The following is a 368-nucleotide window of genomic DNA, read 5'->3' on the forward strand; positions in this document are numbered from 1 at the left end:
CTCGCGCCATGACAAATACTCTTTGAGTGCCTCGCGACTCTGTTTTCGCAACGGCACTAATCGCGGCTCGTTTGTCTTCGTGTCTGCCACGAATGGCACTAAGATAAGGTGAAATGCTCATGAGGCAAGCATTGTAGACTTTTGCATTTTTCTATAGCAGATGGGCGGGTCAGGGAGCGCAGACAACTAAGGACTGAGTATAGTTGCGGTGATAATGTCGGGGGTTGTCCAAGATTTTTGTTTTAGTAGAAAAAGCTTACTCGTTCGTGAAAAACTGATCGACGATACGAATAAGGCGATCTCCAAGAAACAAAATACCTATGAGGCAGGTCGGATAAGAATATCCCATTTGGGCAAGAGGGGATTGC

Origin of the sequence: Chroococcidiopsis cubana SAG 39.79 (assembly GCF_003991895.1) — a bacterium.
GTDB classification, from domain to species: domain Bacteria; phylum Cyanobacteriota; class Cyanobacteriia; order Cyanobacteriales; family Chroococcidiopsidaceae; genus Chroococcidiopsis; species Chroococcidiopsis thermalis.